General features: G+C 71.4%; 26 protein-coding genes. 12 read left to right on the forward strand and 14 right to left on the reverse strand.

What is annotated here, in order from left to right:
• Window positions 1–239 precede the first annotated feature (239 nt).
• The gene (locus ACZ55A_RS24195; RefSeq protein ID WP_468843790.1) at window positions 240–1,022 is read left to right on the forward strand and encodes an ABC transporter permease; all 783 of its coding nucleotides are present in this window, start codon (window positions 240–242) and stop codon (window positions 1,020–1,022) included.
• A 22-nt stretch (window positions 1,023–1,044) separates the two neighbouring features.
• Window positions 1,045–2,679 (forward strand): ABC transporter ATP-binding protein, encoded by a 1,635-nt coding sequence (locus ACZ55A_RS24200; protein WP_468843793.1) that lies wholly within the window; start codon window positions 1,045–1,047, stop codon window positions 2,677–2,679.
• A 98-nt stretch (window positions 2,680–2,777) separates the two neighbouring features.
• Here ACZ55A_RS24200 and ACZ55A_RS24205 read toward each other — a convergent pair whose 3' ends face one another.
• Window positions 2,778–3,194, reverse strand: a complete 417-nt coding sequence (locus tag ACZ55A_RS24205) for a winged helix-turn-helix transcriptional regulator (RefSeq protein WP_468843605.1) — start codon at window positions 3,192–3,194, stop codon at window positions 2,778–2,780.
• Between the two features lie 162 nt (window positions 3,195–3,356).
• Here ACZ55A_RS24205 and ACZ55A_RS24210 point away from each other — a divergent pair, with 162 nt between their 5' ends.
• From ACZ55A_RS24210 to ACZ55A_RS24235, 6 genes are all read left to right on the forward strand, one after another.
• Window positions 3,357–4,205 carry an NAD(P)H-binding protein gene (locus ACZ55A_RS24210; RefSeq protein ID WP_468843795.1) on the forward strand — a complete coding sequence of 283 codons (849 nt, stop codon included), beginning with the start codon at window positions 3,357–3,359 and terminating at the stop codon, window positions 4,203–4,205.
• Window positions 4,206–4,309: 104 nt separating this feature from the next.
• Window positions 4,310–4,480, forward strand: coding sequence for a 50S ribosomal protein L32 (gene rpmF, locus ACZ55A_RS24215; RefSeq protein ID WP_468843607.1), 171 nt, complete (start codon window positions 4,310–4,312; stop codon window positions 4,478–4,480).
• Window positions 4,481–4,486: 6 nt separating this feature from the next.
• Window positions 4,487–5,677, forward strand: a complete 1,191-nt coding sequence (locus ACZ55A_RS24220) for a GTP-binding protein (RefSeq protein WP_468843610.1) — start codon at window positions 4,487–4,489, stop codon at window positions 5,675–5,677.
• A 232-nt stretch (window positions 5,678–5,909) separates the two neighbouring features.
• A complete protein-coding gene (locus ACZ55A_RS24225; RefSeq protein WP_468843612.1) occupies window positions 5,910–6,596 on the forward strand; it encodes a hypothetical protein in 687 nt (228 codons plus the stop codon).
• Window positions 6,583–7,251: a Fic family protein gene (locus tag ACZ55A_RS24230; RefSeq protein WP_468843614.1), complete on the forward strand. Its 669-nt coding sequence runs from the start codon at window positions 6,583–6,585 to the stop codon at window positions 7,249–7,251. Before ACZ55A_RS24225 ends, ACZ55A_RS24230 begins: the two co-directional genes overlap by 14 nt.
• A 115-nt stretch (window positions 7,252–7,366) precedes the next feature.
• Entirely contained in the window at window positions 7,367–8,899 is a 1,533-nt protein-coding gene (locus ACZ55A_RS24235) for an FAD-dependent oxidoreductase (RefSeq protein ID WP_468843616.1), read from the forward strand.
• A gap of 75 nt (window positions 8,900–8,974) precedes the next feature.
• Here ACZ55A_RS24235 and ACZ55A_RS24240 read toward each other — a convergent pair whose 3' ends face one another.
• On the reverse strand, window positions 8,975–10,159 hold the full coding sequence (locus ACZ55A_RS24240; protein WP_468843619.1) for a zinc-dependent alcohol dehydrogenase: 1,185 nt from the start codon (window positions 10,157–10,159) through the stop codon (window positions 8,975–8,977).
• 71 nt (window positions 10,160–10,230) lie between these two features.
• The gene (locus ACZ55A_RS24245; RefSeq protein ID WP_468843621.1) at window positions 10,231–10,557 is read right to left on the reverse strand and encodes a plasmid stabilization protein; all 327 of its coding nucleotides are present in this window, start codon (window positions 10,555–10,557) and stop codon (window positions 10,231–10,233) included.
• Between the two features lie 229 nt (window positions 10,558–10,786).
• Here ACZ55A_RS24245 and ACZ55A_RS24250 point away from each other — a divergent pair, with 229 nt between their 5' ends.
• Window positions 10,787–11,803: a DUF5954 family protein gene (locus ACZ55A_RS24250; protein ID WP_468843624.1), complete on the forward strand. Its 1,017-nt coding sequence runs from the start codon at window positions 10,787–10,789 to the stop codon at window positions 11,801–11,803.
• Between the two features lie 199 nt (window positions 11,804–12,002).
• Window positions 12,003–14,000 (forward strand): aconitate hydratase, encoded by a 1,998-nt coding sequence (locus ACZ55A_RS24255; RefSeq protein WP_468843627.1) that lies wholly within the window; start codon window positions 12,003–12,005, stop codon window positions 13,998–14,000.
• Window positions 14,001–14,049: 49 nt separating this feature from the next.
• Here ACZ55A_RS24255 and ACZ55A_RS24260 read toward each other — a convergent pair whose 3' ends face one another.
• Entirely contained in the window at window positions 14,050–14,205 is a 156-nt protein-coding gene (locus ACZ55A_RS24260) for a hypothetical protein (RefSeq protein WP_468843629.1), read from the reverse strand.
• A gap of 196 nt (window positions 14,206–14,401) precedes the next feature.
• Between ACZ55A_RS24260 and ACZ55A_RS24265 the strand changes: the two genes are divergently transcribed.
• Window positions 14,402–14,629 carry a DUF5133 domain-containing protein gene (locus tag ACZ55A_RS24265; protein WP_468843631.1) on the forward strand — a complete coding sequence of 76 codons (228 nt, stop codon included), beginning with the start codon at window positions 14,402–14,404 and terminating at the stop codon, window positions 14,627–14,629.
• 163 nt (window positions 14,630–14,792) lie between these two features.
• Here the strand turns inward: ACZ55A_RS24265 and ACZ55A_RS24270 are convergent, their stop codons facing one another.
• Window positions 14,793–15,203, reverse strand: a complete 411-nt coding sequence (locus tag ACZ55A_RS24270) for a DUF3224 domain-containing protein (RefSeq protein ID WP_468843634.1) — start codon at window positions 15,201–15,203, stop codon at window positions 14,793–14,795.
• Between the two features lie 103 nt (window positions 15,204–15,306).
• Between ACZ55A_RS24270 and ACZ55A_RS24275 the strand changes: the two genes are divergently transcribed.
• The gene (locus ACZ55A_RS24275) at window positions 15,307–16,278 is read left to right on the forward strand and encodes a helix-turn-helix transcriptional regulator (RefSeq protein ID WP_468843637.1); all 972 of its coding nucleotides are present in this window, start codon (window positions 15,307–15,309) and stop codon (window positions 16,276–16,278) included.
• Between the two features lie 59 nt (window positions 16,279–16,337).
• Here the strand turns inward: ACZ55A_RS24275 and ACZ55A_RS24280 are convergent, their stop codons facing one another.
• The 9 genes from ACZ55A_RS24280 to ACZ55A_RS24320 all read right to left on the reverse strand — a co-directional run bounded on the left by ACZ55A_RS24280 (window position 16,338) and on the right by ACZ55A_RS24320 (window position 24,206).
• Complete coding sequence (locus tag ACZ55A_RS24280) at window positions 16,338–16,427, reverse strand: K(+)-transporting ATPase subunit F (protein WP_468843639.1); 90 nt, start codon at window positions 16,425–16,427, stop codon at window positions 16,338–16,340.
• Window positions 16,428–16,771: 344 nt separating this feature from the next.
• On the reverse strand, window positions 16,772–17,443 hold the full coding sequence (locus ACZ55A_RS24285; RefSeq protein WP_468843641.1) for a response regulator transcription factor: 672 nt from the start codon (window positions 17,441–17,443) through the stop codon (window positions 16,772–16,774).
• A gap of 2 nt (window positions 17,444–17,445) precedes the next feature.
• Complete coding sequence (locus tag ACZ55A_RS24290) at window positions 17,446–18,663, reverse strand: sensor histidine kinase (protein WP_468843797.1); 1,218 nt, start codon at window positions 18,661–18,663, stop codon at window positions 17,446–17,448.
• 74 nt (window positions 18,664–18,737) lie between these two features.
• The gene (locus ACZ55A_RS24295; protein WP_468843644.1) at window positions 18,738–19,913 is read right to left on the reverse strand and encodes an NAD(P)/FAD-dependent oxidoreductase; all 1,176 of its coding nucleotides are present in this window, start codon (window positions 19,911–19,913) and stop codon (window positions 18,738–18,740) included.
• Between the two features lie 8 nt (window positions 19,914–19,921).
• Window positions 19,922–20,116, reverse strand: coding sequence for a ferredoxin (locus ACZ55A_RS24300; protein ID WP_468843647.1), 195 nt, complete (start codon window positions 20,114–20,116; stop codon window positions 19,922–19,924).
• A 52-nt stretch (window positions 20,117–20,168) separates the two neighbouring features.
• Window positions 20,169–21,374, reverse strand: coding sequence for a cytochrome P450 (locus tag ACZ55A_RS24305; protein WP_468843650.1), 1,206 nt, complete (start codon window positions 21,372–21,374; stop codon window positions 20,169–20,171).
• On the reverse strand, window positions 21,371–22,054 hold the full coding sequence (locus ACZ55A_RS24310) for a DUF3159 domain-containing protein (RefSeq protein WP_468843652.1): 684 nt from the start codon (window positions 22,052–22,054) through the stop codon (window positions 21,371–21,373). The genes ACZ55A_RS24305 and ACZ55A_RS24310 overlap by 4 nt, the downstream gene beginning before the upstream one ends.
• Window positions 22,055–22,498: 444 nt before the next feature.
• Window positions 22,499–23,641 (reverse strand): PP2C family protein-serine/threonine phosphatase, encoded by a 1,143-nt coding sequence (locus tag ACZ55A_RS24315; protein ID WP_468843654.1) that lies wholly within the window; start codon window positions 23,639–23,641, stop codon window positions 22,499–22,501.
• A 106-nt stretch (window positions 23,642–23,747) separates the two neighbouring features.
• Entirely contained in the window at window positions 23,748–24,206 is a 459-nt protein-coding gene (locus ACZ55A_RS24320; protein WP_468843656.1) for an ester cyclase, read from the reverse strand.
• Window positions 24,207–24,344 lie beyond the last annotated feature (138 nt).

Consider the following 24,344-nt stretch of genomic DNA (forward strand, 5'->3'; position numbering starts at 1 on the left):
GCCTGCCCGGCAGCGGCACCGGCCCCGGCCCCGGCCCCGGACACCGCCCAACCGATCCTCGTCGCTCACGCCGCGTTCCCACCTCTCGTCCCCCACTCCCCGCTCGCACTCGTCCCCCTCGCCTCGTCCTCACCCTTCGTCCCCCACGTCTCGTTGCCGTCCTCCTCCACCGCCTCGTCCGCGCCCGTCCCGCACGCCTCGTCTGCGCCCGTCCCGCACGCTTCGTTCCGGCTCTGCTCATCGTGGCCGTACCGCTCGCCCTGGCCCTGCTCGGGCCGGTGTTCGCGGGTGGGCCGGGGCCCCGTGCGACCTCCTTCACGCTCGCCGACGGGCACTGGCTCGGCACGGATTTCATCGGCCGGGACGTCTGGCGGCAGATACTGCTCGGCGGCCGTTCCGTGGTCCTGGTCGCGCTGACCGCAACGGCCCTGGCCTATCTGGTGGCGCTGCCGCTCGGACTGCTGGCGGCGCTCACGCACCGGACGTGGCTGGACGAACTGCTGATACGGCCCCTCGACGTGCTGCTCGCCGTGCCGTCGCTGCTGTTGATCCTGCTGGTGGCGGCGGTGGCCTCGCCGGGCCCGGTGGGGCTCGCGCTGCTGGTGGCCCTGGTCAACATCCCCGACGCGGCGCGGATGGTGCGCGCCGCCGCGTCCGAGGCGGCCGCCCGCCCCGCCGTCGAGGCGCTGCGCATGCAGGGCGAGACCTGGCGGCGGATGGCGTTCGGTTACGTCGGCCGGACGATCGGCCGCACCCTCGTCGCGGATGCGGGCGTGCGTCTGACGGGCGTGCTCTACCTCGTGGCCACGGCGGCCTTCCTCGGTGTCGGTGTCGCGCCGGACGCCGCCGACTGGGCGGTGATGGTGGACCGCAACCGTACGGGGCTGTTCCTCCAGCCCTGGGCGGTGGTGGTGCCGGCCTTGCTGATCGCGGCCCTGACCACGGGAACCAATCTGCTCTTCGACGCCGTGCTGGAAAAGCCGTACCGGGAAAGGGGAAACGGACGTGGATGCGGCCGCTGACATCAAGGGAGCGGGCCCGGGCATGGGCGCGGACGCGATTGCCGAGGTCAAGGATCTGCGCATCGAGGTCGGCGGCCGGACGGTCGTCGACGGGGTCAGCCTCTCCGTCGTGCCAGGGAAGGTCACGGCGCTCGTCGGTGCGTCCGGAAGCGGCAAGACCACGACCGGCCTCGCCCTCCTCGGCGAGTACCCGCCGGGCGCACGGGTGACGGGCAACGTGCGGGTGCCCGACGGCCTGGTCGGGTACGTACCCCAGCACCCGGGTGCGGCGCTCAACCCCGTGCGCCGGGCCGGCGCGCTGCTCCACGACATCGCGCGCGGCCAGGTACGCAGCCTGCCCCGGGCCGAGCGCCGGGCAGCGGCCCGTACGCGGCTGCGGCAGGCCCTCTCCCTCGCCCAACTCCCGGAGGGCGAGGCCCTGCTCCGCCGCTATCCGCATCAGCTCTCGGGCGGCCAGCAGCAGCGTGTCGTTCTGGCTCAGGCGCTGCTGCCCGGCGCGGGTGTGGTGGTCGCGGACGAGCCGACCACCGGGCAGGACGCGGTGACCAAGCGGCGCATCGTCGGCCGGCTGGCGGCGATTGCCCGGCAGGGCATCGCCGTGGTCCTGCTGAGTCATGATCTGGATGTGGTGCGGGCGCTCGCCGATGAGGTGCTGGTGATGCGGAACGGCCGGGTGGTGGAGGCCGGCCCCACCGACCGGCTGTTCCTGGCACCGCAGCATCCTTGGACGGCCGAACTCCTCGCGGCCGAACTCGTCGCGCCGGAAGCCAAGTTGAGCGAGCGTGAACGCTGCGCCGAGGCACCCGATCCCGAACCCGAGGCACCTGAGCCCGAAGCCCGGACGCGTGCCCACCCGGTGCTCCGGATACGTCACCTCTCCGCGCGCTACCGCGATACGACCGCCCGCAGCAGCCCGCCCCCGGCGCTCCGCATCCCTGAACTCACCCTCCATTCGGGCGAGTTCTTCGCGCTGATCGGCCGTTCGGGCAGCGGTAAGACCACCCTCGCTCGCTGTCTGGCCGGGCTCCACCGGGATCAGGAGGGCGAGCTGCTGCTCGACGGCGCGCCGCTCCCGCGTAGTCTGCGTGCCCGGACGCGTGCCCAACTGGCCGCGGTCCAGTACGTCTTCCAGGATGCGCGGGCGGCGTTCGACGAGCACCGGCCGGTCCTGGACCAGGTGGCCCGGACGGCGGTGCGGCTGCGCGGAGCGGACCCGGCGGAGGCGTCGGCCGAGGCCCTGCGCACCCTGTCCGGCCTCGGTCTCGCCGAGGGCGTGGTGCGGCGCAGGCCGGGCCGGCTGTCGGGGGGCGAGTTGCAGCGCAGTGCGCTCGCCCGTGCCCTGCTCGCCCGGCCCCGCGTCCTGATCTGCGACGAGATCACATCGGGTCTCGATGCGGTGACCCGGCGCGGGCTGCTCGACACGCTCGCCGGGCTGCTGTGTGAGCGTCAGGACCTCTCTCTGGTGCTGATCACGCACGATCTGGCCACTGCCGCCGCGGCCACCCGGATCGGCGTGCTGGACGGTGGCACGCTCGTGGAGCAGGGGCCGACGCGTCAGGTGCTCACCGCGCCGCGTCACGCTTTCACGGCCTCACTCGTGGACGCCTCGGCGCAGCTGTCCGCGCCGGAGCGGGCACCGGAACCGGAGGCGAAGTAGGACGGCCGACCGGAGGCGGAGCAGAAGGGCCGGGCCGCGGCCGTTAGGGGGTGTCTTGTCGATCAGGCTGGAGCCCGGCCTGATCGACAAGACACCCCCTAACGCCCGGGATCGGTGTCGTAGGCGTGACGGGCCCGTTCGACCTCGTCGAGGTGGGTGGTGGCCCATTCGGTGAGGTGGGCGAAGAGCGGGGCGAGGCTGCGGCCGAGTTCGCTGATGGTGTACTCGACCCGTGGGGGAACCTCCGGGTGGTAGGTGCGCACGACCAGGCCGTCGCGTTCGAGTTGCCGCAGCCGCTGGGTCAGTACCTTCGGTGTGATCCTGGCGATCCGTCGTTCGAGTTCGACGAACCGCTGCCGGCCGTGTGCGTGCAGGGTCCACAGGATCGGTGTGGTCCACCGGCTGAAGACGATGTCCACAACGGGGCTGACCGGGCAGGCCTGTTCGGGATCGGCCGACGCGAGCGGCGTCCGGTCGGTAGCGCCCGCCCGCTGGGCTCCTGTGTCACCGGCCACCACGGTCACCACTCTCCCTCGGCCTGGTCACTTTCCTCTAGGTACCTACTATACGGGCGGTGTTAGCGTCCCCGTGTCGTAGCGAGGCCGGACCGCCCGCGCGACGTTCCCGCCCGCTCGGGCGTGACCAACCATGCTGGTATGACAGGGGAGTTGTTGTTTGTGATCGTGGTGACGGGAGCAACCGGCAATGTCGGCCGACCGCTTGTGCAGGCACTGGCCGCAGCCGGTGAGCAGGTGACGGCGGTGTCCCGGGGCGCCTCGGACGGGGCCGTGCCGGTGGACGGCGTCCGGAACCGCCGGGCGGACCTGACCGCCCCGGAGAGCCTGCGGCCGGTTTTCGACGGCGCGGATGCGCTGTTTCTGCATGACACCGGGGCGTCGGCGCACCGGATCAGCCCGTCGGACATCCTGGGCGCCGCGCGAGCGGGCGGTATCGGGCGGATCGTGCTGCTGTCCTCCCAAGGGGTCGCCACCCGGCCGCAGTCGCCCTCTCATGGCGGCAGGGCGCGGGCGCTTGAGGACGCCGTCCGGCAGTCGGGGGCGGAGTGGACGATTCTGCGGCCCAGCGGTTTCGACTCCAACGCGTACGCCTGGGCCGAGTCGGTGCGGGTCCTGCGGAGCGTCGCGGCGCCGTTCGGTGACGTCGGGCTGCCGACCGTCGATCCGGCCGACATTGCCGAGGTCGCCGCCGCGGCCTTGCGCGGGGACGGGCACGCGGGGCAGGTCTACGAGTTGACCGGGCCCGCGCTCAGTACGCCGCGGCAGCGGGCCGAGACGATCGGCGAGGCACTGGGCGAGCCCGTCCGGTTCGTCGGGCAGAGCCGTGCGGAGGCCCGCGCGCAGATGCTGGAGTTCATGCCGGAGCCGGTGGTGGAGACCACGCTCGACATCCTCGGCGCGCCCACCGCGGCCGAGCAGCGGATCAGTCCTCACATCGAGCAGGTGCTCGGGCGTGCGCCCCGCTCGTTCGCCGACTGGGCGCGGCGCCATATCGCCGCCTTCCGGTGAGGGCCGTGCGCGCGGGTTGACCACCGCAATATTTGAAAATGGATTCCGTTTTCATATAGCCTGGTCGTCGTTGCCACCCGCCGCCTACTCATGAGGAGTTCGTCATGGCCGTACCCAAGCGGAAGATGTCCCGCAGCAACACCCGGCACCGCCGCGCCCAGTGGAAGGCCAGGACGCCCCAGCTGGTGCCGATCACCGTCGACGGCTCCTCGTACCTGGTTCCGCAGCGGCTGGCCAAGGCGTACGAACGCGGGCTGCTCCACCCGGAGCGCTGAGACGGTATGACGCTCGACCGACTGCCCGTCACCGTGCTGTCCGGCTTCCTCGGCGCGGGCAAGACCACACTGCTCAACCATGTCCTGGCCAACCGGGAGGGGTTGCGCGTCGCGGTCATCGTCAACGACATGAGTGAGATCAACATCGATGCGGCACTGGTCCGCGGCGGCCAGGCCGCACTCTCGCGCACCGAGGAACGCCTCGTCGAGATGACCAATGGGTGCATCTGCTGCACCCTGCGCGACGATCTCCTCGAAGAGGTCGACCGGCTGGCGCGCGAGGGCCGCTTCGACCATCTCCTCATCGAGTCCAGCGGCATCTCGGAGCCGATGCCGGTCGCGGCCACCTTCGCCTTCCCACGCGACGACGGGGCCACCCTGGGGGACGTGGCGCGGCTCGACACGATGGTCACGGTCGTCGACGCGGCCAACTTCCTGCCGGAGCTGAACGGAGGCGACGGGCTGGCCGAGCGGGGGCTCGACCAGTACGAGGACGACGAACGCACCGTCAGCGACCTGCTGATGGACCAGATCGAGTTCGCCGATGTCCTCGTCCTGAACAAGACCGACCTCGTCGACGAGCGCAGCGCCGCCCAGCTCCGGGCCACCCTCGCCCGCCTCAATCCGGCCGCCCGCATCGTGCCTGCCCGGCACGGGCGGGTGGACGCCGGCGACATCCTCGGCACCGGACTGTTCGACCTGGACCGGGCCCAGCAGGCCCCGGGCTGGGTGCGGGAGCTCAACGGCGACCACGTCCCGGAGACCGAGGAGTACGGCATCTCCAGCACGGTCTTCCGTGCGTCCGCGCCGTTCCACCCCGGCAGGCTCTGGAGTTTCGTCACCGAAGGACTCGACAGCGGCGCCTACGGCCGGATCCTGCGCTCCAAGGGCTTCTTCTGGCTGGCCAGCCGCCCGGACATCACCGGGCTGTGGTCCCAGGCCGGGGCGGTCGCCCGCTTCGAGCCTTCCGGCGCCCGCGAGGCCGGCGACAGCCAGGGCCAGGAACTGGTCTTCATCGGCACCGGGTTGCGCGCCGAGGCCCTTCGGGCGGCGCTGACCGGCTGCCTCGCGGCCGACGGGGAAGCGCTCTGCGACGACCCGTTCCCCGTATGGGACGCCTACGGACTCGACGGCGGCGCGGGCGGAGCGGGCGATGCCTGCGCACACGAGCACCCTGAGTTGGTGCCGCAGGCCTGAAACCCCGGGTTGGGCAGTGGTCGCAGCCACGGCACTGCCCAACCCGGTACAACTCCCCTCCGCCGAGGGAGTGTCCTCCCCCTCGGACCGCCCGCCCCGTAATTCGGAAGCGGTACGGACGAGGGCCGGGCATAATCGCGCGACCGTCCGATCCGTCGCGCGCAGGGAGTGCACCACGTCAACCGAAGAGACCGGGCCCGACTCGCCCTACCGCCCGCTGACCTGGCACGAGGTGGACCCGGAGCGGAACCCGTTCGGCTGGGACGAGGCCGAGGAGGCCCGCGTCACCGCCCTGATCAAGGAGTGTGTGCCGCCCGTGCTGTCCCGCTACGAGGGCTGGTGGCAGGCGGAGAAATGGTGCGAAAGGGAGGTGGGCGACCTCTTCCTGGACCGCTACGGGCCGTGGGCCCGGCACTGGAACTGGAGTGTCGGCGAAGGGGGTGGCGTGGTCGGCAGCTGGTGCTGCGGCCCCTGCTCGGTGACCACACCGGACGAGACCGCCGCCCGGGCCGTGGCGGGCCTGCTGGAGTGGCGGGACTGGCTGACCGAACTGGCCGGTCGTTTCGCGGAGTTGGCGCCGCCCCCGCAGGCCGGGCCGGAGGACCGCAGCTGGCACCTGGAGCGGGCCTCGGTGCGGCTGGTGACGCGGGTGCTGGACCGCACCGGTGCGGAGAGCGGCTGGTACGGGCAGTGCGCCCTGGCCCTGGAGTGGTTCCTCACCTCGACCGGGATGGCTCCCGCAGCGGCCCGCGGGGCGGTGGAGGAGGCCATCGGCGGGCGGTTCAGGAGCTGGGCCGCGCCCCGGACGACGCTGATCGACGCGGTGAGCGAGGACCTGGCCGTGGGGCTGACCGGGCAGCTGCCCTACCGCGACCAGCCGGAACGCGCCGACCTGGAGGAACGGTATGACCGCGGGTGAGGCCGATGCGCTGGCCGTATGGTGCCGGGTCAGACAGCAGGTCGACTGGGCGCGTACCGGCGCGGCGGACCAGACCCCCGGCCCGGTCGCGCCGGCCGTGGACGGCTTTCTCAGCTGGTGCGAGGGGCCGGTCCGCCGCCGCGATCCGGACCGTGCGGCGCGTCTGCTGGCCGCCTACGCCCTGGCCCGCGCGGACGCCGTACGCCACGCACCGCTCACCTTCGGTCTGCTGGCCGGCTGGCAGCGGCTGCTCCTCGGGACGGCCGGGGCGCCGTTCCGGTCGGGCGATGCGTACGCCAAGGGTGGCCGCGAGCGCTACCGGCTGACCCCGCACACCGAGGCGGACTTCGCGCGCTGTCTGCGCGGCAGCGACGAGCCGGGGGTGGCGCTCGCCGCCCGGGCCGCCCGGGCCTACCTGGACGTGGCGTTCTTCCACCCGTTCACCGACGGCAACGCCAGGGCGGCCCTGCTCACCCTGCTGTTCGTGCTGGCGCGGGAAGGTGTCGTACCGGCCGAGGTCGGCCCCCTCCGGACCACCCGCTACGCGGACGATCCGGCGGGCGCTGCCGATCTGGCGGAGCTGGTGGGCGTCCTGATCAGGACGCCCAGCACCGGCCGGCGGCGGGCACACCCACACGGGGCGCACCGGGGCTGACCGACGCCCGCTCGTCGCGCCGGCGTCCTGGGGCCGCCCGGCTCGCCGCCCTCCGTATGCACCGATCACGGCGAGGCACAACCCAACACCACGCGTATACGGGTATACGGGCGTTATGGACACCATTCCTGGCGTACCCAGGTCCTACTGGATGGAGACGGCCGAACCGACCGCGTACCCGGAACTCGGCGAGGACCTGCGGGCCGATGTCGCGGTGGCCGGCGGCGGCATCGCGGGGCTCTGCACGGCGTGGGAGCTGGCCCGGACCGGGCGTTCGGTGGTGCTGCTCGAAGCCGGACGCATCGCCGCGGGCGTGAGCGGCTGTACGACCGCCAAGCTCACCGCCCTGCACTCCCTCATCTACGCGCATCTGCGTGCCACGTACGGCGTCGGGGCCTCGCGGCTGTACGCCCAGTCGCAGAGCGACGCCGTGGAGCATGCGGTGGCAACCGCCGCCGAACTCGGAATCGACTGCGACATCGAACGCCGGCCCGCCTACACCTACGCGGCGCACCCGGACCACGACGACGAGATCACGGCCGAGGTCGACGCGGCCCGCGCGGCCGGGCTGGAGGCGTCGCTCGTCACCGACACCGGGCTGCCGTTCCCCACCGGCTCGGCCATCCGGGTGGACCACCAGGTGCAGTTCCACCCACGGCGGTTCCTCCTCGGTCTCGCCCGTGATCTGGCCCGGCACGGCGGGAGGATCTACGAACACACCCGTGTCACCGGCCTGCGGGAGGGCCGTCCGTGCCGGCTGACCACCCGGTCCGGGGCCTCGGTGACGGCCGGGGACGTCGTCCTCGCCACCCACTACCCCGTCTTCGACCGGTCCCTGGCGTTCACCCGGCTCAGCCCGCAGCGCGAACTCGTGGTCGCCGCTCCGCTGGACGAGGCCCGCGCGCCCCACGGGATGTACCTCACGCCCCACGGGGGCACCCGGTCGGTCCGCAGCGCCCCCTACGGGGAGGGGAAGCGGCTGCTCCTCGTGACGGGTGAGAAGTTCACCCCCGGCGAGGCCCAGGTCTCGGAGCGGTTCACCCGCCTCATCGCCTGGGCCCGCGAGCACTTCCCGGTGGACGAGATCACCCACCACTGGGCCACCCAGGACAACTGGACCACCGACAAGGTCCCGCACGTGGGGCTCTTCCACCCCGCGACCCAGCACGTCTATGTCGCGACCGGCTTCGGCGGCTGGGGCCTCAGCGGCGGCGTCATGGCGGGCCGGCTGCTCTGCGACCTCATCCAGGGCAAGAAGCCGGCCTGGTCGGGCCTGTACGATCCGCGGCGGCTCCACCCGGTCGCCGAGGCGGGCACCTTCGTCAAGGCCAACCTCTCGACCGCGCGCCATTTCCTCGCCGACCGGCTGCGGCCGGCGCAGCCCGACGCCGTCGCCGCGATCCCGCCCGGTGGCGGCGCCGTCGTACGGCTCCGGGGCCGGCACTGTGCGGTGCACCGCGATGACGGCGGGGAGCTGCACGCGGTCTCCGCGGTCTGTCCCCATCTCGGGTGCCTGGTCGGCTTCAATGACGCCGAACGGACCTGGGACTGCCCGTGCCACGGGTCCCGCTTCGGCATCGACGGCGCCGTCCTGCACGGCCCGGCCACCGCGCCGCTCGAACCCCGCGAGGCCACCGACGGTCCGTAGCCGGCCGTCCGTGGCACCGCGGCAGGGGCCCGGCCGCCCCGTCGCCAGGGCACCCGTCATGGTGTCAGGGGCGTTTCATGGCGTCAGGAGCGTTTTGACCATGCCGTCTTCCTTGGCCTGGAAGGTCTTGTACGCCTGGGGGCCGTCCTCCAGGGGCAGCGTATGGGTGGCGAAGTGCTCCACTCCGAGGACGTCCTCGTCGTCGAGGAGCGGCAGGATGTCATCGACCCACCGTCTGACGTTGGCCTGGCCCATGCGCAGCTGGATCTGCTTGTCGAACAGGCTGAGCATCGGCACCGGGTCGACGGCCCCTCCGTAGACGCCGACGAGGGAGATCGTGCCGCCGCGGCGTACCGCGTCGACGGCCGTGTTGAAGGCCGCCATGCTGTCCATCCCGGCGCGTCCCAGCACCTTCTCCCCCAGTGCGTCGGGCAGCATCCCGGTGAGGTTCTGGGCGGCTTTCGTCAGCGGAGCGCCGTGCGCTTCCATGCCGACGGCCTCGATGACGGCGTCGGTTCCGCGGCCGTCGGTGAGCCGGCGGACCTCCTCGCCGATGTCCTTGCCGTACTCGTTGAGGTCGAGGGTGTGGACGCCGCGTTCACGGGCCCGGGCGAGACGTTCGGGGACCAGATCGACGCCGATGACCTGGCGGGCCCCTTGGTGCAGGGCGATCCGCGCGGCCATGTCCCCGATCGGGCCGAGGCCCAGCACGGTGACGCTGCCGCCCGGCGGGATGTCGGCGTAGGCGACGGCCTGCCAGGCGGTGGGCAGCACGTCGGAGAGGTAGACGAACCGCTGGTCCGACGGGCCGTGCGGCACCTTGACGGGCAAGGTGTTGCCGAACGGCACCCGCATCAATTCGGCCTGGCCGCCGGGTACTTGGCCGTAGAGCTTGGTGTAGCCGAAGAGTGCGGCGCCCATGCCCCGCTCCTTGACCTGGGTGGTCTCGCACTGGGAGTGGAGGCCCTGCTCGCACATCCAGCAGGTGCCGCACGAGACGTTGAACGGGACGACGACCCGGTCCCCGACCGCGACGGCCGTGACGTCGGGTCCCACCTCCTCGACGAGGCCCATCGGCTCGTGGCCGAGGATGTCACCGGGGTCGATGTAGGGGCCGAGCACCTCGTAGAGGTGCAGGTCCGACCCGCAGATACCGGTCGAGGTGACACGGACGATGATGTCGGCCGGATCCTGGATCTTCGGGTCGGGCACCGTGTCGATCCGTACATCGCGCTTTCCGTGCCAGGTCAGAGCCCTCATCGTCCCTCCTCACGGCCGCCGTTCCGCGGACCGGGCCGGGCGGAGGGCAACCGCCTCCGCCCGGCCGGCGGTCAGCGGCCGACGGCCTTGCGCAGCTGCTCCTTGTTCATCGTCGAGCGGCCCTCGATGTTCTTCTTCCTGGCCTCTTCGTACAGCTGGTCCTTCGTCGGCCCCTGGGGCCCCTTGTGGGACCGTTCGCCGCCCCGCTGCGGGGCGGACTTGGGGTCCCGCACGGAGGTCCTGCTGGCGGACTCCGCCTCGCCGGAGCGGGCGCGTTCCTTGTTGACGGTGCGCGCGGCGATCTCCTTGGCGCGCTTCTCGGAGACGCCGTGCTCCAGCGCGTTCTCCTTGATGTGCTCGTACTGCCGCTCACGCTTCTTGCTGGAACCCGCGGGCATGGTGCCGCTCCTCCCTCGTACCGGACGCCCGCCCCATGGCGGGCATCCCACTGATCTGGGGCCGTGTATCTCTACTCCACCCCCAAAGCACGTGGCCCGCGAGGCGAGCGGGCAGCCGCCCCCGCCCGCCCGCGGACGCCGGGCCCTGACCGGCCGGAGGTCGCCCGTGCCGGGGAGCACTTGAGGAATTCGGGCCGGGCCGCCGCCACCCAGGCATGACAATGTGCGCATGGACAGTGACTGGAAGCAACAGATCGACCGGCTCCACGCGGGACTGGTACGTCGCAACGATCCGGCCGAATGGGTGACCGAGGCCGATGCCGTGGACGCCTCCTACCGCTATCCCTACCTGACACCTCGCGGCCCGGCCTTCGGGGTCGCCGCGCACTCCCCCGAAACCGGCGGGGAGTGGCGGCTGTTGCGGCCCCTGACCAGTTGCGCGCCCCAAGAGGCCAGGGACAGCCTGAACTCCCTGCTGTGGTTCAAGGCCAAGGACGACACCGACGACCCCGGTGTCCGGCGAGACCTGCTGGCCGCGGTGGCCAGGCTGGAGCGCGAGCCGGTCGATGAGCTGACGGTTCTCGGTGTGCGGTACCGGGTGGTGCGCGGGGACGAATTCGCACGCCGGGGTGAGAGCGGCCTTGAGCCGCCGCGGCCCACCGACCCGGAGCCGGCCGACCGCTCATGGGAGGGCCGGTGCGAGACGCCCTCGCCGGACCTGGGTTTCGTCCTCGCCTCCGGCCGTGAGGCCGGCGTCATGGCCGGGGCCATGAAACTGGCACTGCGGGACTTCACCTACACCGGTTTCCCGTTACCCGCCGAGGTGCGCAAGGACTCCGAGCGGGCCCTCGCCGCCTATCCGGACGTCGTGCTCCTCCCGGTCGGCTTCGGTGTGGTGGAACGCAGCGACCAGGGGTGGCTGTCACGAGGCGCCCTCATGCCCACCCCGCATGAAGCGCGCCGGCTGCTCCATGACGGCATGGCCGAAATCTGGCCGCTGCTCTACAAGTTCGGCGAACCGGAACGGAAGCGGTACGCCCGGGCAGCCGAGAAGTTCGCGGCCGCCGGCCGCGCCGACGAAGTGCGCGTGGGCGACAAGCTGTTCCGGATCTGCCGCATCGAGCGGATGGTCAGGTCCGGCCCGGACGGCCCTGAACCGCCGCGCCCGTCGGACGTGGACGACTACGGGCCGACGAAGATCCACCCGACGATGGACGAGGACGGGACCCTCCACCACGACGACTGACGGGACCGTCCACCACGACGAGTGAACGCCCTCCCAAAGCCCGAAGCGGCCTCGTGACTCCATCAGCTGGCGCAAGCCGGGGACCTTCCAAGCAGCGAATCCGGCCTCCATGAGGTATCGCCGGCGGTGGCTGCCGGGAACCCGCTATGTGGCGCCCGGACGGTCCGGCCGCTGCGCACTCAGGAAGGCGGCACTTCCCATGGCCCAGCTCCGCGGCCCCGCACAAGGCACCGTGACGCAGCGACTGATCGGCGAGCATCTGCTGTCCGGTCGTATGGAGCCGGGAGAGGAGATCGCACTGCGCGTCGACCAGACGCTCACTCAGGACGCCACCGGCACCCTGGTGATGCAGGAACTGGAAGCGCTCGCCCTGGACAGGGTCCGTACCGAGGTCAGCGTCCAGTACGTCGACCACAACATTCTCCAGGCCGACGAGCGCAACGCCGAGGACCATCTCTTTCTGCGCTCGGCCGCCCGCCGCTTCGGGCTGTGGTTCTCAAAACCCGGCAACGGCGTCTCACACCCGACCCATATGCAGCACTTCGGTGTCCCCGGCAAGACCCTGGCCGGTTCCGACTCGCACACCTGCGCAGCCGGATCGCTGGGCATGCTGGCCCTCGGTACCGGCGGTCTGGAGGTGGCCCTCGCCATGGCCGGGCACCCCCTCCACCTCACCATGCCGAAGATCTGGGGCATTCGGCTGACCGGGGAACTGCCGCCGTGGGTGAGCGCCAAGGACGTGATCCTGGAAATGCTGCGCCGCCACGGGGTCCAGGGCGGCGTCCATCGCGTTCTGGAGTACCACGGCCCCGGTCTGGCCTCCCTCACCGCCATGGACCGGCATGTCATCGCCAATATGGGGGCCGAGCTCGGGGCCACCACCACCGTCTTTCCCGCCGACGGGGCGGTGCGCGACTTCCTCGGCTCGGTGGGACGGGCTGACGACTTCATCGAGATCGTCGCGGAACCGGACGCGGTCTACGACCTCGACGAGGAGATCGACCTGTCGTCGCTGGAACCGCTCATCGCGCGGCCGACCTCCCCCGGAAATGTTGTGCCGGTCCGGGAGGTCGCCGGGGAGCCCATCGGGCAGGCGGTCATCGGGTCCTCCGCCAATCCCGGATACCGCGACTTCGCCGTGCCCGCCGCGATGGTCAAGGGGCGTCAGACGGCGGCCGGGGTGAGCTTCGACATCAATCCGACCTCGCGTGAAATTCTCCAGGATCTGACGCGGTCCGGGGCGACGTTCGAGCTGGTCGCCGCCGGCGCCAGAATTCACCAGTCCGGATGTCTGGGCTGCATCGGCATGGGTCAGGCACCGGCCGCGGGACGCAATTCCCTGCGGACCTTTCCCCGTAATTTCCCCGGCCGCTCCGGCACCGAGGACGACGCGGTGTGGCTGTGTTCGCCGGAGACGGCCACCGCGTCCGCCCTGATCGGCGCCATCACGGACCCGCGCGACTGGGCAGACCGCCTCCTGGCGGAGCCTCCCGCACCGCAGACACCCGACCCGGCCTCGGTCAACGACGCCATGCTGGAGCCGCCCGTACCGCCGGACGAGGCGGCCCGCGTTCACCTGGAACGCGGCCCCAATATCTCCGCCCTGCCCGATCTCGACCCGCTGCCGGACGAGCTGGAGCTCCCGGTCCTCCTCAAGGCCGGCGACGACGTTTCGACCGACGAGATCTCTCCGGCCGGCGCGAAAGCCCTGCCCTACCGGTCCAATATTCCGAAGCTTGCGGAATTCACCCTCATCCGGCTCGATCCGGAATACCCCCGGCGTGCCGCGGAGACGCGGGAATCCGGCGGCCACGCCCTGGTCGCCGGCAACAATTACGGGCAGGGGTCTTCCCGCGAACACGCTGCCATCGCGCCCCGCTACCTCGGACTACGAGCCGTCGTCGCGAAGTCCTACGCCCGCATCCACTGGCAGAACCTCGTCAACTTCGGCGTACTCCCCCTCGAATTCGACGACCCCGATGACCACGGCCGTATCGAGACCGGCGACCGGCTGTACCTGTCCGGACTCCACGAGGCCCTCGGCGCGACCGGCGAGCCGGCTCTCCGCGTCCGCAACACCACCCGCAACGAGGACTACCTCGTCCGTCACCGCCTCTCCCCCCGCCAGCGCAAGGCGATCCTGGCCGGCGGCGTCATCCCGGCCCTGGCACACGCCCCCGCCGACCCCGGCAGGTAGCCCGGCCGCCCGCCCGTCACCCCTCCGTCGGAAATGTTCTCCGTTCCGTCTACCAGTAGTGCCTACGTCCGAAGGCCCCGTGCCCTACGGCACCGAGGATCCACAGCACGGCTCCGATGACGGCGAGGATGATCCCGATGGTCCACAGGATGGAGAGTCCGGTCACGAATCCGATGACCAGCAGAATGATTCCGAGAATGAGCACGGCGCACTCCGATCTCGCATAAACGTTCCCTTTTCACTCTTATCCCGGATCGCCCCAGCGGCAACTCCTGCCGGGCGGCACAACCCGATCATGCGGCCCCGCTCCGGCTCCCGCTGCCATCCCCGGACGAGTAAGCCGTCCAAGATCGGGCACCCGCACGGTGTGAACCCAGTCGCGCGACGGAAGGAGCCCCACCGTGTTGATGGCACACCCCGCAGTGCTCCAGGACCTCACCGCCGAGTACGAGGCCCTGCAGCTGCTGAACGCGGACCAGGGCAGCGCGGACGTGCGTCGGCGGATGGATGACATCGCCTACACGCTGTGCATCTCCACGGGGACCGGCGACGTGGACGCCGCGCTGATCGCTGCCCGTCACCGGCTGCCGGGCGCACGCGTGCAAGACGATTCCCTCCTCGCCCACTGACCCTCCCCCGAGCCCCAGCGGGGGACGCGGCCGGCGAACCGCCCCGCGTTCCCGGCTGGCTCGCACCGAATGAATGATGTGCGTGCGCGAGTACGGCCAGAGACACCGATACTGACCCAGAGTGCCGCGCACGCTACCGACCGCATCGGCCCTCTCGCCGCGGTCACTCAAGATCGTCGTAGGTGAAGGTGTAAGGGACGGTCGGTTCACCGCGCTTGGCGATGAAGGCGCCGGTCCCGAGCAGCCCGCTCAGGGCTCCGGTGCCCGTTCCGGCTACCACTTCGAAGGTGCAGCGCACGGTGCCGTCGGCATCGAACGTGCCCCGTTCCTCGACGACGAAGCTGCCCTCGCGCCCGTCGAGTTGGCCGGTCAGCACCTCCATCCCCGTGAAGGTACCGGTCTGCTCCGTCACGTAGACGAGGGCGTACTCGCAGGCGGTGTCAACGGCCTCGATGCCACCGGAGAAGGTGTTGGTGACGGAGGCATGGGCGAGTTTCGGGCAGGTCTCGCTCCGGCCGACCGTACGTTCCTCCCAGTTGGCGAAGGTGAAGTGGCCGGTGGTCTGCACGGGCATGGCTGTCCTCTCGATCGGACGCACGAGCTTGTGCGTTGCGCTGTACGCCCAGCCTGTCGGCCGTACCTGACACCTCCTGTCAGGTACCAGGGACAATGCCGTCATGCGTGCCGACCGGCTTCTCGCCCTGCTCCTGCTGCTCCAGAACCGCGGGCGGATGACCGCTTCCGAACTCGCCGCGGAGCTGGAGGTGTCGGTCCGTACGGTCTACCGGGACATCGAGGCGCTCGGTGCGTCCGGCGTCCCGGTCCGCACCGACCGCGGGCCCGCCGGCGGCTACCGCCTCATGGACGGGTACCGGACGCGGCTGACCGGGCTCACCGATGCCGAGGCCGGTGCGCTCTTCCTCGCCGGAGCCCCCGGGCCGGCGCGTGAGCTGGGCCTGGGGGCGGTGCTGGCGACCGCTCAGCTGAAGCTACAGGCCGCCCTCCCGGCCGAACTGGCGGAGCGCACCCGGCGCATTCAGGACCGGTTCCACCTCGATGCGCCGGGATGGTTCCGGGATTCGGACCCGGTGTCCTGTCTGGCGCCGGTGGCGCAAGCAGTGTGGGAACAGCGGGTGTTGCGTACGCACTACCGGCGTTGGGGCGGTGAGGTACACCGGGAACTGCGTCCGCTCGGCATCGTCCTCAAAGGCGGCATCTGGTACGTGGCGGCGCTCGCGGAAGGGGTCGTACGGACCTATCGCCTCTCGCGGTTCCTGGCCGTGGAGGCGACGGAGGAGGTCTTCGAGCGGCCGGCCGGCTTCGATCTGGCCGCCTACTGGGAGGAGGCTTCCCGGAGTTTGGAAGCCGCTCTCCACCAGGGAACGGCGCGCTTGCGGATATCACCCCGTGCGCAACGGCTGCTGCCCGCCCAGTTCGGCGCGGTGGGCACACGGGCCCTCGAAAGCGCCGGCCCGCCTGACGAAGAAGGGTGGGTGCAGGTGGAGATGCCGGTCGAGGCGCAGGCCGTTGCGGTCGGTGACGTGCTCAGACTCGGCACGGAGGCAGAGGTCCTCGGCCCGCCCGCACTACGGCAGGCCGTCGCCCGGGCCGTATCCGCCCTGGCACACCGCTACGCGGCAGCATCCTGAACCCGGGCCGCACACCACTCGCCCCGCCCAGGCATCCGCTGAGCGCGCCCCGACCCGTCTCAGAACTGGTCCGGGAACTTCACGACGGCCACCAGGAGTCCGACCAGGGAGACCGCTACCAGCATGCCCACGATGTGCTCCATGGTCACCACACCGCCGCCGTCATCGTCTCTGCACGCCTCATCACGGGCCTCCTTGTTTCTTGCGCGCCCTGAACCGGCTCCCCCGTGGCGGCCGGCGTGACGCCCTGCGAATGCCGTGGTCGGTTTCCTGACGGAATCCGAACGGGGCAGCACCCGGCTGCGTCGCGTCTCGACGTACGTGCCGGCCCCGTGACGACGATGCTCCCGCGATGTCCCGCCCTGTATCCAGCGGCCGTTCGGGTGCCGTTTCCCGGCTGAGGAGCGTGGCGTGGCCTGCTGGCGGTGGAGGTGGTGTCCGGTGCCGCAGCCGCAGCGTCCTCCGTCGCCGGGGCTCTCGCCCTTGAGGTGCCTCAGCGGTGGTCGGGGCGGGCCAGTCCGGTCTGGTAGGCGATGACGACGAGTTGGGCCCGGTCCCGGGCGCCCAGCTTGGTCATGGCGCGGTTCGCATGGGTCTTGGCGGTGAGCGGGGTGACGAAGAGCCGCTCGGCGATCTCGTCGTTGGACAGGCCGGCGGCGACCAGGGTGACCACCTCGTGCTCCCGCGGGGTGAGGGCGGCCAGCTGCGGTGGTGCGGCGCGCTCGGGGGGTGCGGGCTGGGCCAGGAAGCGGGCGATCAGGGCCTTGGTCGCGGTCGGTGAGAGCAGGGAGTCGCCGGCGGCGACCACGCGGATCGCGTCGAGGAGTTCGTCCGGGTTGATGCCCTTGCCGAGGAAGCCGCTCGCCCCGGCGCGCAGTGCCTCCGCGACGTACTCGTCGTTCTCGAAGGTGGTCAGCACCAGGACCTTCACGCCTGCGAGATCCTCGTCCTCGCTGATCAGCCTGGTCGCGGCGAGGCCGTCGAGGTCGGGCATCCGGATGTCCATCAGCACCAGGTCGGCGCGGTGGCTGCGGGCCAGTTCCACGGCTTCGCGTCCCGTTGCGGCCTCCGCGACGACCTCCATGTCGGGGGCGGAGTCGAGGAGCATCCGGAAGGTGCCGCGCAGCAGGGCCTGGTCGTCGGCGAGCAGGATACGGATGGTCATGGTCAGCCCTTTCGGCCGGCGCGCAGCGGCAGTTCGGCGTCGATACGGAAGCCCCCACCGGGGCGTGGTCCGGCGGCGAGGGTGCCTCCGGCGGCCTTGGCCCGCTCGCGCATCCCGATCATTCCGTGGCCGGTGCCGGTGCCGCGGGCTGCGTCGGTACCTGGGGTGGTGGGGGTGGTGCCGCTGCTGCCCGCGAGGCCACGGCCGTCGTCCTCGACGGCGATCCGCAGGACATCGGTGCGGAAGTCCAGACGGACCCGCGCCGATGCCGGGCCCGCGTGCTTGCGGGTGTTGGTCAGGGCTTCCTGGATGATCCGATAGGCCGTCAGATCGGTGATCGGCGACAGCTCGCCCGGCTGCCCGGTGCGCTCCAGCGTGACGGTGAGGCCGCAGTGGCGGAAGGAGTCCAGCAAACTGTCGAGACCGGCGAGTCCGGGTGCCGGTTCGCGGGGCTCGACCGGGTCTTCGCCGTGCCGGAGCAGTCCTACGGTGGCACGCAGTTCGTCCAGCGCCGCCCGGCTGGTGTCCCGGATGCGTTCGAGTGCCTGGTAGGCGTGCTCGGGGTCGGTGCGCATGAGGTGGTGGGCGACGCCCGCCTGGGCATTGACCAGGGTGATGTGGTGGGCCACGACGTCATGCAGCTCTCGGGCGATCCGGAGGCGTTCCGCGGTGACCCGGCGGCGGGCCTCTTCCTCCTTGGTGCTCTCGGCCCGTTCGGCTCGCTCCACCGCTGCGTCGAGCACTTCGCGGCGGCTGCGGACGGCGTCGCCGACGGCCACCGGCATGAGCGTCCAGGCAATCAGGGCAAGGGACTGCGGGAGCCTTTCCGCGTCCGGGCGGAAGACCAGCGACGCGCTGATGAGGACGACGGCTGCGAGGGTGGCCACGCGCCAGGCCCTCCGCCGGTCGGTGCGGAGGGCCGCGGTGAACAGCGCGACGGTCGTGGCGGCGGGCGTCGGCCTGGGGAGCGGGAGCAGGGCGAATTGGGCCAGTTGCACGGCCACGGTCATGGCGACCACGGCGAGCGGCCAGCGGCTCCGGGCGAGCAGTGGCACACACGAGAGCGCGAGGGCGGCGACGGCCCAGGCGATCGAAGCATGGTCGGCGAGGGCGAAGGCGACGGACAGCGGGGAGGCCAGGAGAAAGCAGCCCAGGGCGACGGCCAGGTCGACCACGGCTGGCCGGGCCGTTCGCTGCCACTCGCCGAGCCGGTCGATCATCTGCACTCTCCCACGGTACGCAGCCCCGGCCGGACCGGCGAAGGCGGCGGTCCGGCCTTGGGGTGCGGGCGGTTTCACTGGGTGGCGTGGTCCTCGGTGAGGTGGCCGCGGTACCCGCGCAGGGCGCGTGGGTGGTTCCAGCCGAGCGCGCCCACCACGCGGTCGTCCCTCTTGTAGAGCGCGACGAATTTACGTGCCCCTGGATCCCCTTCGACGACTTCGACGGTCGCGCCGGAGGGGCACCAGCCATAGGTTTGGATCTTGGTGTCGTACTGGTCGGTCCAGCCGAACGGGACCGGTGCGTAGGGCACCGCCTCCGCCGGGGTGGACAGGAGGTTCTTGGCTGCGGTGAGGGCCTGCTGGGTGGCGTTGGTCCGTTGTTCGAGGCGGACCCGGCCGCCCGCCGCGGGGTGGGGCCAATTGGCGACATCTCCGGCCGCGTACACCCCGGGTGCGGCGCGGCAGGTGATGTCGCAGAGCACCCCGTCACCCAGCGGGAGCCCGGAGCCGGCCAGCCAGTCGGTGGCCGGCTCCGATCCGATCGCGACCACGACGACGTCGGCGGGCAGCCGGGTACCGTCGTCGAGCATCACCGCGGTGACCCGGCCGTTCTCGCCGGTCAGGCCGGTGACATGGTGGCGCATGCGCAGCCGGACACCGTGGTCGCGGTGCATCTCACCCACCAAACCGCCTACGAATGTGCCGACTTGTCTGGCCAGCGGTGTGGGCTCGACGTCGACGAGGGTGACGTCCAGGCCGAGTCCGCGTGCGGTGGCGGCGATCTCGCTGCCGAGGAATCCGGCGCCGATCACCACGACGCGGGGACCGGCCAGCAGCTGGGCGCGCAGCGTCAGGGTCTCGTCCAGGGTGCGCAGCACGTGCACGCCGGCCAGTTCGTGGCCGAAGGGCAGGCGGCGGGGCCGCAGTCCGGTGGCGATGAGGAGGCCGTCGTACCCCAGCCGGTCCCCGTCCGCCAGGGTGACGGCGCGTTCCGCCGTATCCAGACCGGTCGCGCGGCAGCCCAGTCTCATGGTCAGCCGCAGCCGTTGGATATCGGCCTCCTGCCGCAAGGTGGACCTGTGCGGTTCCCAGTCGCCGGCCAGTATCTGCTTGGACAGCGGGGGACGGTCGTAGGGTGGCCGCAGTTCGTCGCCGATCATGGTCAGTGTCCCGGTGAAGCCCTCGCGCCGCAGGGCGTCGGCCGCGGTGAGACCCGCGGCCGACGCGCCCACCAGGACGATGTGGTCCATGGTGGGCACTACTCCACCACCTCGATCGCCAGCGCGGGGCAGCGGGCGGCGGCGTCCTGGACCTGGGGCAGCAGCGCGTGCGGCGGGTCGGCGTCGAGCATGACGACGATGCCGTCCTCGTCCCGCTGGTCGAAGACGTCAGCGGCAGCCAGTACGCACTGGCCCGCGCCGACGCACTTGTCCTCATCGATGAGGATCTTCATGGGGATTCTCCGTGGGGTGTGTGTCGCGACAACGTGCGGGGCGGTACAGGCTTTACCAGGTCACGGGCAGCTCGTGGACGCCGTAGACGAGCATGTTGTCGCGCATGGGCACCTGTTCCACAGGAACGGCCAGCCGCAGCGTCGGGAACCGGTCCAGGAGCGCGGACAGCGCCGCCTTCATCTCCGCCCGGGCCAGCTGCTGACCGAGGCACTGGTGGATACCGTGGCCGAACGCCAGGTGCGGGCTGTGCGGCCTGCTCACGTCCAACCGCTCCGGGTCGTCGGCGAGGTGTGCCGCGTCCCGGTTCCCGGACACCAGGGAGGCGACCACCGTGCTGCCTTCCTCGATCCGGTGTCCGTGCAGCTCCACGTCCTCCAACGCCGTACGGCGCAGCCCGAACTGAATGATCGTCAGATAGCGCAGCAGCTCCTCCACGGCGCCGTCCATCAGGGAGGGGTCGGCACGCAACGCTGCCAGCTGCTCCGGGTTCTGCAGCAGGCACATGGTGCTCAGCGCGATCATGTTCGCGGTCGTCTCGTGCCCGGCGATCAGCAGCAACACCCCGACGCCGGCCAGCTCTTCGTCGGTCAGCTCGCCGGAGTGGACCAGCTCGCTGAGGATGTCGTCGGTGGGGTTCTCCCGCTTGGCGAGGGCCAGTTGGTGGATGTACCCGCGCATCGCCGCCTGGGCCTGCTGGAACTCCTCGGGGCTCGCATCGAGCCGGACGATCGTGGCCGAGTTCCGCTGGAACTCCTCCCGGTCGGCGTACGGCACCCCGAGAAGTTCGCATATCACCAGTGAGGGAACCGGCAGTGCGAAGGCCTGGACGAGGTCGACCGGGCCCTCGGCCGCGGCCATCGCGTCCAACTGCTCGGTGACGATCTTCTCCACCGCGGGCGTCAGCTGCCGCATCCGGCGCACGGTGAACTGCCCGGTGAGCAGCCGCCGGAACCGGGTGTGCTCCGGCGCGTCCATCATGATGAACATCCCCGGCGGCGGTGCCGGTACGTCGTCCGTCTCGGGGCCGCCGGGCCGTAGGAGGGTGCGCTTCGCGCTGAACCGCGGGTCGGCGAGGATGCTGCGCACGTCTTCGTACCTGGTGACCAGCCAGCCGGCGGAACCGTCCGGGAAGGTCACCGGCGCGACCGGCTCCTGCTCACGCAGCGTCCGGTACTCCTCCGGCGGGTCGAAGGGGCAACTCCGTACGGTGGGCTGGGTCTTGGTGGGCCGGGTACTGGTCGGCTGGGTGTTCGTCACGGAAGAGTCCTTTCCATAGGGAGGGGTGTCTCGGGGTGTGTGCGGTCGTGGGTGGCGCAGTGGTGGTCCCCGGCGGCGCGCCGGTAGACGCGCCAGCCGAGCAGCATGCTGAGCAACAGGACGGGAGGCCCGAAGGCGTCGGCCGTGCCGAGGGCGACTGCCTGGCCGGAGAGGTAGAGCGACAGCTGGATCGCCAGCATCGTGAGGCTCGTGGTGAGGATGACCAGGTTGCCCTTGATGAACGCGCGGCGCCGCACCGTGCACCGGCGCCAGCCGGCCCCTTCCTTCGTGATCAGCGCCACCGCCACGCCCAGCAGCGGCCGGCCGAGCAGCATCAGCACGGCGTTCACCAGGGCGACCAGGCTGTGCAGCACCAGGTTCGGCAGGAAGAAGTCGGTGGCCTGCCCTGTCTTTGCGGCCAGAGCACCCTGGACGCATACGAAGCCGAGGACCGCGAGCGCGCGCCACACCGATTCCCCGCGCACGACCCGGTAGACGCACACCCCGGCCGCTGCCGCCAGGGCGAGTACCAGCGCGACGGTGAGCCGGTGCGTGAGGGCGTAGCTCACGGTGAATCCGAAGATGGGCGCGACATCGACCACTGTCGCGCGCAACCGCTCGCGTGCGGCCGCCCGGACGGCGTCCGCACCGTCGTCCACGGGGGGTGCTTCAGGATCCACGGCTGCTCCAGGTTCCTCAACGACGGTGTGTGCGGCGCCACTTGCGGCACCCCCAACAGTGCCGTCCCGTCCCGAGGCTGTCGTCGACCGTCCGCAGACTCTTGGCCTGCCACAAACGCAGTACGAGCCGCCGGCACCTGCTGCGAACGCAGACATCGGCCGCGGGCTCACCAGGGCAAGCACGACAGTTACTGCGAAGAAGCCCTAGGGCGTGTCTCCCCGATCTCCGTGGATCAGCCTGCGGCGTCTGGTGCCGTGCAGCTCGGCATCCGGAGGCCAGTTGAAGAGCCGAGGCGGAGCGAAGCGGAGCGCAAGGCGGAGCATCTCCCGCGGACTGGGTGTCCGTGGGTGATGCGACAACGCCGCGAGGTGCGGTGCCTGGGGGCACCTCCCAGCGTTAGCTGGGGGAGCGTCGCAGGCCCACGGAGATCGGGGAGACACGCCCTACGCCGTCGTGGTCCGCTCCACCGCCAGCAGGGCCATATCGTCCGCCGTCGCCCCGCCGGTGTGCCGGCGTACATCCTCGATGAGCGTGTCCAGGAGGCTGTCCGGCCCGGGGAACGGGCGGCCGTGCAGCCGGACGGACGGATCGTAGAAACGGTCCCGGACATCGCGGGCCTCGGTCACCCCGTCAGTGAAGAAGAGCAGCAGTGAGCCGACCGGGAGGAACATTTCGTCGGGCCTGTCCGGCCAGCCGGCCACGTCGCCCATCCCCAGGGGCAGCGCCGGTGCCGTAGGGGCCAGCTCGCGCAGCCCGCCGTCCGGGGTGAACATCAGGGGCGCCGGGTGGCCGCGGTTCAGCAGGCGCAGTACCGGCTGCCCGTCGGCGGGCAGCTCCGCCAGTACGGCCGTGGCGAACCCCTCGAACCGGTCGGGGCCCGGGTGCCGTGCGCTCTCCCGTTGCAGCGCTCGCTCCAGCCGGCCCGCCAACGCCTCCAAGGTGCTCTCCTGCTCCGCCGCCTCCCGGAAGGCGCCGATGACGACCGCCGCGGACTCCACCGCTTCCAGGCCCTTGCCGCGCACATCGGCGACGATCAGCCGGACGCCGTGCGGGGTGTCCTGCACCGCGTACAGATCACCGCCGATCCGGGCGTCCGCCCGCGCGCCCACGTAGCGTGCGGCGACCGAGAGCCCGGCAATCCGCTCGGGCGGCGGGGGCAGCAGGGCACGCTGCGCGGCCTCCGCGACATCCCGTACGGACGCCAGCTGGGCATTGCCCAGCCGTACGACCCGGTTGATGCCGAGCGCGAGCAGGGTGACCACGAGCACCGTGGCGATCTCGGTCAGCGACGCGTGGTAGCCGAGCGCCACCCTTTGGAAGGCGACCACCGAGAACTCGCTGAGCACCGCGGCCAGCGCGGTGAGCATCGTGGCGGTCAGGGAGCAGAGCGGCGCAGCAACCAGGGGCGCAGCGGCGAAGAAGGGGGCGGCGGTGAACCTGGGCGGCGTGGCGAAGTCGAAGGCGAGGCCGCCGGCGATCAGGAGGACGGGCAACCAGCGGGCCAGGCGCTGCACACACGCGGACATCCTCGCCCTGCGTGCGCGTCGCTCCCCGTCACCCGGAGGGGGCCCGTCGCGGTGCAACATCCGCCCCAGCCTCTCCCCTCTCCCGCCCCGCGTCAAATGGGTCGGGGCGGGGCCGTCGCCCCCGGCCGGAGTGCCTGAGCATGTCGGCGGGGAAGCCTCCCGCTGCTCAGCCCGCGGCGTCAGGATCCGGGCCGGGGCCCGCCGTCGGAGCCTCTGGCAGGACGCCTATCTGCTGGAGGAGGCCGAGGAGGTCCTTGTCCGACCACTTCTCGGCCAGCTTGCCGTTCTTGATGCGGTGGATGACCGTGGCCGTCATCTTCATCGGATTCCCGGTGGCCGGGGCGCCGGGGAGATCACCTTTGTGGACACCGTAGGCGGTCATCCGGGTCACGACCTTGTCCCCTTCGGCGACCTGGTCCTCGATCTCATGGCGGCCCGGGGTGGCTTCCCAGAACAGCTGGAACGCCTGCTTGAGGCCCTCGCGGCCCGAGGCGAACCCGGGGAACGGCGGTGGGGAGTGGTCGAGGTAGTCCTCGGCGACGAGGTCGTCCATGGCGCTCAGATTGCCCTTGTCGATCTCCGCGTAGAACCGGCGAACGAGAATCTTGTTCTCCTCGGCGGACATGACAGCGCTCCCTCCTTGCGGCTCCTTCCATGTTCGTGCCCGTCACCATGACCCCACCACCGGAGCCCGGCGGCCGGCCCCAGGTGCTCGCATTTCGGCATGCGCAGGCCGACTTCTGGGCGGCCCCGGCGGCCAGCG

The organism is Streptomyces sp. NPDC034111 (genome assembly GCF_055575375.1).